The following is an 8,944-nucleotide window of genomic DNA, read 5'->3' as shown; positions in this document are numbered from 1 at the left end:
GACTCTGATTCCCTCGACGTGGCATTCACGGACTTGACGACGAGCCGATCCGGGACCGCAGGCCGTCCAGCAGCAGCTCGAGCGCCAGTTCGAAGTCCGCGGGCCCGCCGGGCGCCTTGTCGATGGCCCCGGCGCTCGCGGCCTGCAACGCCGTCTGCTCCTCCACGGTGTGCCCGAAGACGAGGTGCAGGAGCGCGCGGGTCCCGACGTCGACGAGATCGTCGGGCAGGCCGCCGTCCCGCAACGCCTTGCGCAGCTGGTCGGCGGGCTCGCCCGCGCCCAGCCCGAAGGTGTAGCCCGCGACGACCACCTCGGCGCCGTCCCGGTAGGCGAGCATGGCGTCCCGGAGTTCATTGCAGGCCTCGACCACGCGCCGGTCCCACGCCCGAGCACGGCGCGGCCGCCTGCCCCTGGCCAGGATCTCGTCGGCGACCGCGGCCAGCAGCGTCTGCTTGTTCGGCACATGGTGGTAGAGCGCACTCGGCTGCACGCCGAGGTCGGCGGCCAGCCGCCGCATCGTCAGCGACTCCAGCCCGTACTCGTCGAGCACCGTGATCGCCCGGTCCACGACGTCCTTGCGGTGATAGCGCACGCACACCCCTCCCGTTGACCTCTCGACTCCCCCAGTTTAACCTGAACGCAGTTCAGGTGAACGCCGTTCAGGTCGTGGAGCCAGCCTACGCCGGGAGAAACAACGATGAAAACCGCCTTCCACCAGCTCGCCGAAGGGATCCTCGCCGGGATCCCGGCCACGCCCGAGGACGCGCTGGCGGTCCTGCGCGCCGACGACTCCGAGCTGATGTCGCTCGTCGCGGCCGCCGGCACCCTGCGCCGGGCGCACTTCGGCACCACGGTGAAGGTGAACTACCTGGTCAACCTCAAGTCGGGCCTGTGCCAGGAGAACTGCAACTACTGCTCGCAGGCGCTGGGCTCCAGCGCCTCGATCCTGAAGTACTCGTGGCTGTCCACCGACGAAGCACTCCAGCAGGCCGGGGCCGGGCTGAGCGGCGGCGCGAGCCGGGTGTGCCTGGTCGCCTCCGGCCGCGGACCGTCCAATCGGGACATCGACAAGGTCACCTCGATGGTCGGCGAGCTCAAGGAACGCTATCCCGGCGTCGAGGTCTGCGCCTGCCTCGGCCTGCTCGCCGACGGCCAGGCCGAGCGCCTCAAGGAAGCCGGGGTGGACGCCTACAACCACAACATCAACACGGCCGAGAGCAACCACGAGAACATCGTCCAGACCCACACCTACGCCGACCGCGTGGCCACCGTGGAGAAGGCGAAGGGCGCGGGGATCTCGCCGTGTTCGGGTCTGATCGCCGGGCTCGGCGAGACTGACGAGCAGCTGGTCGAGGCGTTGTTCGCGCTCAAGGAACTCGACGCGGATTCGATCCCGGTCAACTTCCTGATGCCCTTCGACGGCACCCCGCTGGAAAACATCTGGACGCTCTCCCCCATCCGCTGCGTGAAGATCCTCGCGATGGCGCGTTTCGTCTGCCCGGACAAGGAAATCCGCATCGCCGGCGGCCGCGAGATGCACCTGCGTTCGCTGCAGCCGATCGCGTTGCACGTCGCCAACTCGATCTTCCTCGGCGACTACCTCACCTCCGAGGGCCAGGAGGCCAAAGCGGACCTGGAAATGATCCGCGACAACGGTTTCGTCGTGCTGGGCTCCGAGGAGGACCTCGCCCAGCGGGCCGAAGAGCCGATCGACCCGGTGATCCGGCGGCGCGGCGCCGGGACCGACGTCCTGCCGAACGCGTGAGCGACGCTTGCGAGCGAACCATGGACATCATGCGCCAAAAAGAATCAAACACTGTCTCGCGGAGCGAGGCGATCGCATGACGGCCCCGGCGGACCTGCTCGCGTTCGACCGCGAGCACCTGTGGCATCCCTACACGTCGATGACCGACCCGGTGCCGACGCGGCTGGTCACCGGCGCGTCCGGGAGCCGGATTGTGCTCGACGGCGTCGGCGAGGTGGTCGACGGGATGGCGTCGTGGTGGTCGGCCATCCACGGCTACCGGCACCCGGTGCTCGACGAGGCGGTTCGGCGCCAGCTCGACCGGATGGCGCACGTGATGTTCGGCGGCCTCACCCACGAGCCCGCCGTCGAAGTGGCCCGCCGCCTGATCGACCTCACGCCCGCCGGGCTGGATCGCGTGTTCCTCGCGGATTCCGGCTCGGTGAGCGTCGAGGTGGCGATGAAGATGGCGCTGCAGTTCCAGCGCGGCACGGGCCGTCCGGAGCGGACGCGGTTTCTCACCGTACGCGGCGGCTACCACGGCGACACCTTCGACTGCATGAGCGTGTGCGATCCGGACGGCGGCATGCACACGATGTGGTCCGGAGTCCTGCCGCAGCAGGTGTTCGGTGAACGCCCGCCCCGCTTCGCGGACGACGTCGACACGTGGGCGGCGGGCTTCCGCGAGCTGGCCGCCGAACACGCCGATGGGCTCGCGGGACTGATCGTGGAGCCGTTGCTGCAAGGCGCCGGAGGTATGCACCCGTACGCCGCCGACTGTCTCCGCGTGTTCCGCGAGGTCGCCGACGACCACGGCCTGGTGCTCATCTTCGACGAGATCGCGACCGGTTTCGGCCGTACCGGAACGCTTTTCGCGTCCGAAGCCGCCGAAGTTCGCCCGGACGTGTTGTGTGTCGGCAAGGCGCTCACCGGCGGCTACCTGTCGATGGCGGCCGTCCTGTGCACGGCCGAGATCGCCCGCGGTCTTTCCGTCAGCGATTCCGGGGTTCTCATGCACGGCCCCACGTTCATGGGAAATCCGCTGGCCTGCGCGGTCGCGGCCGCCAGTCTCGACCTGCTCACCGACGGAAACTGGGCGGCCGACGTCCAGCGGATCAACGCGGGATTGCAGGCGCTGCACCGGATCGACGCCGAGGATGTGCGGGTGCTGGGCGCGGTCGGCGTGGTCCAGCTCGATCATCCCGTCGACACGGAGAAGGCGACCGCCGCGGCACTGGCCCACGGCGTGTGGCTGCGCCCGTTCCGCGACCTGATCTACACCATGCCGCCCTACGTGTGCACGGACGAGGACATCGCCGCCATTTGTGCCGGAATCGCGGCCGCCGCGGAGGTCGCATGACCGTCTGGACGGACTGGTTCGCCGAACAACGGGCCGCACGCGAGGAAGCCGGACTCCAGCGCACGCTGCGCCCGCGAGCGGCCGACGACGACGTCATCGACCTCGCGGGCAACGACTATCTGGGCCTGAGCCGCCACCCCGAGGTGCGCCGCGCGGCCGCCGATGCCGCCTTGACCTGGGGCGCGGGCGCGGCGGCCTCCCGGCTGGTGACCGGCACGACGACGCTGCACACCGAGCTCGAACGCGAACTCGCTTCGTTCGCCGGGCGCGAGGCTTCGCTGGTCTTCTCCACCGGCTACCACGCCAACCTCTCAGCCGTGACAGCGTTGGTGGACAAGCATTCCCTCGTCGTCTCCGACGCGCACGCACACGCCTCGCTCATCGACGCCGCGCGGCTGTCCCGTGCCGCCATCGAGGTCGTCCCGCACAACGACGTCGCGGCGGTGCGGGCCGCGCTGTCCGGGGCGAACGGCAGGCGGGCGATCGTGCTGACCGAGTCGATCTTCTCGGTGCTCGGCGACGCCGCCCCGCTCGTCGAACTGGCCGGAGTCTGCGCCGAACACGGCGCGCTGCTGCTCGTCGACGAGGCCCACGGGCTCGGCGTCGTCGGCGACGGCGGGCGAGGCCTCGTCCACGCGCGCGGGCTGGCTGGGCACCCGAACGTCGTGATGACCGCGACGCTGTCGAAGTCCCTTGGTGCGATGGGCGGTGCGGTGCTCGGCCCGGCCGCGCTGATCGACCATCTCGTCAACCGGGCCCGTCCGTTCATCTTCGACACCGGGCTTGCCCCCTCGCCTGCCGCCGGTGCCTTGGCCGCGCTCCGCCTGCTGCGGCGGGAACCCGAACTCCCACTGGGAATCCACCGGCGTGGCGCGGAATTGGCCGAACGGCTCGGCGTGCGTCCGTCGGCGGGCGCGGTGCTCTCGGTCCCGATGCCGTCGCCGCAGTGTGCCGTGGCCGCGCAGGCTTCGGCGCTCGCGTCCGGAATCCGGGTCGGGTGCTTCCGGCCGCCGTCGGTACCGGACGGGATCTCGCGGCTCCGGATCACCACCCAGCTCGGCGTCACCGATCTACAGTGGACACACGCCGCCCACACACTGACCCGCATCGTCGGCGAACGGCTCTACGCCACCGCGGTCCCGTGAGCGAATGTGGAACTCAGGCGCTCGAGTGTTGAACTCGGGCGCGCGAGTGTGGGACTCGCCACGCGTCTGCGAGTCCCACACTCAGGCGTCCGAGTTCAACGTTCACGAGCCCGAGTTCCACTTTCACGGGCTTGACTCCGCCGTTTGGGGGCGTCAGGCGAAGGCCAGGGCGTCGAATTCTCGGCGGCGGACGCCGGTGTGGAAGGCCGTCAGTTCCGATTCGGTGAACACCAGCTCGACATCGCTGCAGGCGGCGGTGGCCTTGCGGAAGACCCAGCAACCGTCCGCCCGGCGTGTCACCACGAGGACGCCGCGACTGTCGATGCCCGCCCGGACGTCATCCTGGTAGGCGTCGAACTCGTCCTCGGTCAGCACCAGACGGTGATCGTCCGGCGCGCCGAAGGCCTTCTTGTCGTCACGGATCTCGACACGGCCGTTCCGCCGGGCGACCCGGACGCAGTCCTTGTCCGGGTTGCTCGCGGTGGCCTTGCGGAAATCGTCTTCGCGGAAGGCCTTCGGGGTGACAGGGTTCATCTACGTTTTCTCCTAGCGGGACGGGGATGAGGATCGGTCCTTGAGGTCGCGAGAGACCTCACGCAGGAACTTCCTGGTTTCCTCGAACTTGAGCGCGGCGTTCGTGAGCCGAGCCCAAGCGGCTTCGTATGCCTTCAGTGCCTTCTTGTCGTCGAGGTAGCGGATCTCGGCTTCACCCTCGATGTAGGCAAGCTCAAGCGGACCCGCGACGCCCGGCGAAGGCACTCGCATCAACGTGAATCGGGAAGCAACCGGTGAGCGGCGACCAAGCGGCTGATCGAACGGCATCAGCTGAAGGTGGATGTTCCGCCGGTTGGACAGCTTGATCAGGTGGTCGATTTGCTCGCGCATCACGTCGGCATCGCCCCAGACGCGGCGAATGCACGACTCGGAGAGCACGAACTGCAAGATGGGCGGCTCGTCCTTGTCGAGGATGTCCTGCCGCGCCAGTCGAGCCGTAATGCGATCTTCCAGGGTGACGTCACTGAGCGCGGGCGCGTCCTCGTGCTGAGCGCGGACGTAGGCCTCGCACTGGAGGAGCCCGGGAACGACCTCGACCTCAAGCACCCGCAGCTGGTCGGCGTGCTTTTCGAGATCGATGCGGAGCCGGATCTCTTCGGCGTAGGCGCGGTTGTGGCCGGTGGTCCAGAAGCCGCGCTTGTGCGCGTCGCGGCGCAGGTCGCGCAGCGACTCCTGGTAGCCCTCGTCGGTGAAGCCCAGTTTCCCGGCCAGCAACACGAGGTCACCGGGCGAGATGCTGCCGCCGCCCTGGATCAGGCTGGAGATCCGCGCCTGGCTGGTCTCGATGAGGTCGGCGGCGTCGGCCTGCGAGATGCCCGCTACCTCGATCATGTGCGCGATCTCGTGCCCGAGCAGCAGTTTCCGGGCCGTACGAACAGTGGCTGCCATCGACATGGCCTCTCCAGGAATTCGACGAGCGGCGCCGTCTGGATCGGCCGGACCTCCCTTCCGGGAGAGCCTATCGTCCGACGCCACTCGAACGGATGGGGTACCAAAGCTTGATATTCAGAATTAGGTGGTTCAAGCTTAGGTCGTCAAGTTCGGATCACGCTAGCTGAATAGCGAAGCTAGCGCATCGGGGAGGACACCATGGAGCCAGGGCCGATTTCCTTGACCGGCAGGCAAAAGCGGGGATGGCACTCATGACGTGCGTCCTGGCCCCGGCGCGCACTCGCCGTGTCGCGTACGGCTACATGCAGGTGCCGAGCACCGTGGCGGACGAGAAGGTGTTCCTGCTGGAGCAGGCCCTGCGGGACTTCGCTCTCGACCGCGGGCTTCGGCTGGCCGGCTTCTTCTTCGAGTTCTCCCGCGGTTCACACGAGGCGTTCGAGGAACTCCTCGCCACCCTGCGCCGGGAGGACACGCACTACGTCGTGGTTCCGACCTGGCAGCACCTCGCACGGAGCCCGCTCCTGCAGAACCTCATGCTGGAGCAGCTGGAGTCCACGGCGGACGCCGAGGTCTTCGTGCTCCGCGAGGCCCGGGAGCACACCGGACCGGAGCTGTCATGGGCGCGGTGATCCATGTCGACCCCGCGGCGATTCACCCGGTCGTGGAAGGCGTGTGGCATCACGCGCGGCTGACGCGGGTCCCCGAGCCCGGCGAGGTCATCACCATGCTGTGCGGCGTCTCCGCGGCGGCGGAGTTCGAGCAGTCGGGGCGACGGGACGCCCACGGTGTCCCGCACACCTGCTGGGCGTGCGACCTGATCTACCGCCGGGAACACGGCATGGACGTCTGGCCCGGCCATCCCGCCCTCCACGGACGACCGGTGCCGCACCCCCGCGCCACCACCCGAGGGGCGGCGCATCGGGCATGACCAGCGAAAGGAATCCTGTGGGACAAGAACACCGGGCCACACCGGCGGCCGTCGCGCTGGGGCTGGGCCTGCGCGCCGCGCGGGAGGAACGCGGAGTACGCCTGCGCGCGCTGGCCGGAGTACTGGGCCTCGAGCCCGCCACCGTGTCGACGATCGAGCGGGCGACCAGGACACCCAGCGTCGAATACGTCACCCGGGTGCTCGGTTTCCTTGCGGTCAAAGGAAACGAGTACCGGCGGCTGATGCTGCTCGCACAGCATCTGAAGATGCCGAACTGGGTCGATCCCGGCCCCGTCGAGTATCCGGCGCTGCTACTGGAATACGAGCGGACCGCGACCACGATGCTGACCTGGGCGCCACGCGTGGTTCCCGATCTGGTCCAGACGCCCGACTACGCCCGCGCGGTGCTGGACTCGGAAATCCTCACCGGGGACGAGGTGGCGCAGGGTCTCATGATGCGGCTGGTCCGGCACGAGGCGGCCCTCGCGGACGACACCCCGGGCGAGGTGACCCTTCTGCTGGCGGACAACGTCCTGGAGCACCGGGTCGGCGGCCGCGGTGTCCTCAAAGGACAGCTCGGCCATCTGCTCGCCTTGATCGAAGCGGGCCGGATCGAGGTCCGCCTCGTGCCCGCCGAGCCGAGGGGTCAGCCGGGACTGCTCAGCCCGTTCACGTTGTTCGGCTTCCCCACCCGCATCCCGGTGGTCGGCGTCTGCCACGATCACTTCTCCGCCTACGTCACCGAACACGGCGCCGTCGAGCGGTATCAGGCGACCGCGGAACGCCTGCTGGAGCGGGCCCTCGACGAGCCGACGACCCACGCCCGCATCAGCGACGTCATCGCCCAGCTGTGACCTTGTCCCGCAGGGCCTTCTTGTCGGGTTTGCCCAGCGGGGTCGTGGGCATGGCGTCCAGGAACGTGAAGGTGGCGGGCACCGCGTCCGCGGCGAGCCGGCCGGTGGCCCACGCTCGCAACTGCCCGGCATCGACGTCTTCCGCGACGACGAACGCATGGATCGCTTCGCCGGTCCGATCGTCGGGCGCGCCGACGACCGCGGCTTCCCGGACCTTCACGTGCCCGGTCAGCGCGTCTTCGATCGGGCCGGCGTAGTGGTTGTAGCCATTGACGATGATCATGTCCTTGAGCCTGCCCACCAGATAGAGATAACCGTCGGCGTCGAAACGGCCGAGGTCGCCGGTGTGCAGCCAGCCGTCGCGCAGCGTGGTGGCCGTCAGCTCCGGCCGGTTCCAGTAGCCGGGCATCACCGAGGCGCCTTTGACGCACACCTCACCGACCTCCCCGGCGGGCACCGTGGTCCCGTCCGCCGCACGCAGTTCGACGGCGACTCCCGGCAGCGGCTTGCCGACCGAGGCCAGCAGTCCGGGACGATCCCCCATCGCGGCGGCGTGATCGGCGGCGTCGAGCATCGCGATCGCGGGCGCCTCGGTGGTCGCGTAGGTCTGCATCAGTCTCGGGCCGAACCGGTCGAGCGCCTGGCGCAGCCGGGCGGGTGCGATCGGCGCACTTCCGTAGGTGAGGAACTGCAGGGCGCCGAGATCGGCATCGTCGTCACCATCGAGCAGCCGGTACAGCCATGACGGATAGAGGTAGGTGACCGCGAGCGGGGCCCGCCCTACCGCTTCGACGAACTCGGCGGGATGGAAACCGTCGAAGATCTCGACGGTGGCGCCGAACCGGAGCATGTTCAAGGCCGCGTCGCCGGAGCCGTGCGCGAAGGGTGTGACGAGCAGGAATCGCAGGCCTGCCGGCATTTCGGCGGCACCGGTCCCCCACGAGCGAGTCGCCGCGCCGAGGGCCTGGTAGGTGCTCGGCACTCCCTTGGGGCGGCCCGTGGTGCCGCTGGTGTAGAGCACCCGCGCGATGTCCTGCTCGCGTGCGGCCACCGGCAGCGGGTCATCCGGTTCGGCCTGCGCGGCGACGGTCAGTTCGTCCACCGTCAGTACCAGCGGGAGGTCCACGTCCACCGGTTCGGCGGAAATCAGCGCGACAGCACCCGAGTCGGTGGCCACGTACCGCGGGTCCGTCAGCCCGGGCGCCAACGGGGTGAGGCGCAAGCCGAGCAGGAACGCGGCGAAGCGGCAGGTGAACGCCTCCGGGCGGTTGCCGGTGAGGAGCAGCAAGCCGTCGCCGCGCCGCATGCCGTGCCGCCGCAGTGCCCGCGCTGTCCGGTACACGGCCGCGAGCAACTCGGAATAGCCCAGCTCACGGCCCTGGCAGGACAGTGCGACCTTCCCCCGGTGCGCCGCCAGCGCCTCGATCGCGCTGCTGACGTACCACGCTGGAGCGTCCTCGGGCATCG

The 8,944-nt window shown here is 69.2% G+C and carries 10 protein-coding genes; 6 read left to right on the top strand and 4 right to left on the bottom strand.

Features of this window, described 5'->3' with window-relative positions:
- Positions 1 to 25: 25 nt before the first annotated feature.
- Entirely contained in the window at positions 26 to 592 is a 567-nt protein-coding gene (locus ACFWX1_RS07995) for a TetR/AcrR family transcriptional regulator C-terminal domain-containing protein (protein WP_378385043.1), read from the bottom strand.
- A 105-nt stretch (positions 593 to 697) separates the two neighbouring features.
- Between ACFWX1_RS07995 and bioB the strand changes: the two genes are divergently transcribed.
- The 3 genes from bioB to ACFWX1_RS07980 all read left to right on the top strand — a co-directional run bounded on the left by bioB (position 698) and on the right by ACFWX1_RS07980 (position 4,249).
- Entirely contained in the window at positions 698 to 1,765 is a 1,068-nt protein-coding gene (bioB, locus tag ACFWX1_RS07990) for a biotin synthase BioB (protein WP_378385041.1), read from the top strand.
- Between the two features lie 76 nt (positions 1,766 to 1,841).
- A complete protein-coding gene (locus ACFWX1_RS07985) occupies positions 1,842 to 3,104 on the top strand; it encodes an adenosylmethionine--8-amino-7-oxononanoate transaminase (RefSeq protein WP_378385039.1) in 1,263 nt (420 codons plus the stop codon).
- Entirely contained in the window at positions 3,101 to 4,249 is a 1,149-nt protein-coding gene (locus ACFWX1_RS07980) for an 8-amino-7-oxononanoate synthase (protein ID WP_378385037.1), read from the top strand. Before ACFWX1_RS07985 ends, ACFWX1_RS07980 begins: the two co-directional genes overlap by 4 nt.
- A gap of 153 nt (positions 4,250 to 4,402) precedes the next feature.
- Here the strand turns inward: ACFWX1_RS07980 and ACFWX1_RS07975 are convergent, their stop codons facing one another.
- Complete coding sequence (locus ACFWX1_RS07975; RefSeq protein ID WP_378385035.1) at positions 4,403 to 4,783, bottom strand: DUF397 domain-containing protein; 381 nt, start codon at positions 4,781 to 4,783, stop codon at positions 4,403 to 4,405.
- Between the two features lie 12 nt (positions 4,784 to 4,795).
- Complete coding sequence (locus tag ACFWX1_RS07970) at positions 4,796 to 5,692, bottom strand: Scr1 family TA system antitoxin-like transcriptional regulator (RefSeq protein WP_378385033.1); 897 nt, start codon at positions 5,690 to 5,692, stop codon at positions 4,796 to 4,798.
- Positions 5,693 to 5,946: 254 nt separating this feature from the next.
- Here ACFWX1_RS07970 and ACFWX1_RS07965 point away from each other — a divergent pair, with 254 nt between their 5' ends.
- The 3 genes from ACFWX1_RS07965 to ACFWX1_RS07955 are packed head-to-tail and all read left to right on the top strand — an operon-like array spanning position 5,947 to position 7,477.
- Complete coding sequence (locus ACFWX1_RS07965; RefSeq protein WP_378385031.1) at positions 5,947 to 6,324, top strand: recombinase family protein; 378 nt, start codon at positions 5,947 to 5,949, stop codon at positions 6,322 to 6,324.
- On the top strand, positions 6,312 to 6,623 hold the full coding sequence (locus tag ACFWX1_RS07960; protein WP_378385029.1) for a hypothetical protein: 312 nt from the start codon (positions 6,312 to 6,314) through the stop codon (positions 6,621 to 6,623). Before ACFWX1_RS07965 ends, ACFWX1_RS07960 begins: the two co-directional genes overlap by 13 nt.
- A gap of 17 nt (positions 6,624 to 6,640) precedes the next feature.
- Positions 6,641 to 7,477: a helix-turn-helix domain-containing protein gene (locus ACFWX1_RS07955; RefSeq protein ID WP_378385028.1), complete on the top strand. Its 837-nt coding sequence runs from the start codon at positions 6,641 to 6,643 to the stop codon at positions 7,475 to 7,477.
- On the opposite strand, the gene ACFWX1_RS07950 is transcribed toward ACFWX1_RS07955, so the two are convergent.
- Positions 7,461 to 8,942 carry an AMP-binding protein gene (locus ACFWX1_RS07950; protein ID WP_378385026.1) on the bottom strand — a complete coding sequence of 494 codons (1,482 nt, stop codon included), beginning with the start codon at positions 8,940 to 8,942 and terminating at the stop codon, positions 7,461 to 7,463. The genes ACFWX1_RS07955 and ACFWX1_RS07950 overlap by 17 nt on opposite strands.
- Between the last annotated feature and the right edge of the window lie 2 nt (positions 8,943 to 8,944).

This window comes from Amycolatopsis sp. NPDC059021, from assembly GCF_042739895.1.
Taxonomy (GTDB): Bacteria; Actinomycetota; Actinomycetes; order Mycobacteriales; family Pseudonocardiaceae; genus Amycolatopsis.
This window is presented reverse-complemented; position numbering and strand designations above follow the sequence as displayed.

Bases quoted from the DNA above. Each gene is read 5' to 3' on its own strand.
- bioB (WP_378385041.1), top strand. From the start codon at position 698: ATGAAAACCGCCTTCCACCAGCTCGCCGAAGGGATCCTCGCCGGGATC.
- ACFWX1_RS07985 (WP_378385039.1), top strand. From the start codon at position 1,842: ATGACGGCCCCGGCGGACCTGCTCGCGTTCGACCGCGAGCACCTGTGG.
- ACFWX1_RS07980 (WP_378385037.1), top strand. From the start codon at position 3,101: ATGACCGTCTGGACGGACTGGTTCGCCGAACAACGGGCCGCACGCGAG.
- ACFWX1_RS07975 (WP_378385035.1), bottom strand. From the start codon at position 4,783: ATGAACCCTGTCACCCCGAAGGCCTTCCGCGAAGACGATTTCCGCAAG.
- ACFWX1_RS07970 (WP_378385033.1), bottom strand. From the start codon at position 5,692: ATGGCAGCCACTGTTCGTACGGCCCGGAAACTGCTGCTCGGGCACGAG.
- ACFWX1_RS07965 (WP_378385031.1), top strand. From the start codon at position 5,947: ATGACGTGCGTCCTGGCCCCGGCGCGCACTCGCCGTGTCGCGTACGGC.
- ACFWX1_RS07960 (WP_378385029.1), top strand. From the start codon at position 6,312: ATGGGCGCGGTGATCCATGTCGACCCCGCGGCGATTCACCCGGTCGTG.
- ACFWX1_RS07950 (WP_378385026.1), bottom strand. From the start codon at position 8,942: ATGCCCGAGGACGCTCCAGCGTGGTACGTCAGCAGCGCGATCGAGGCG.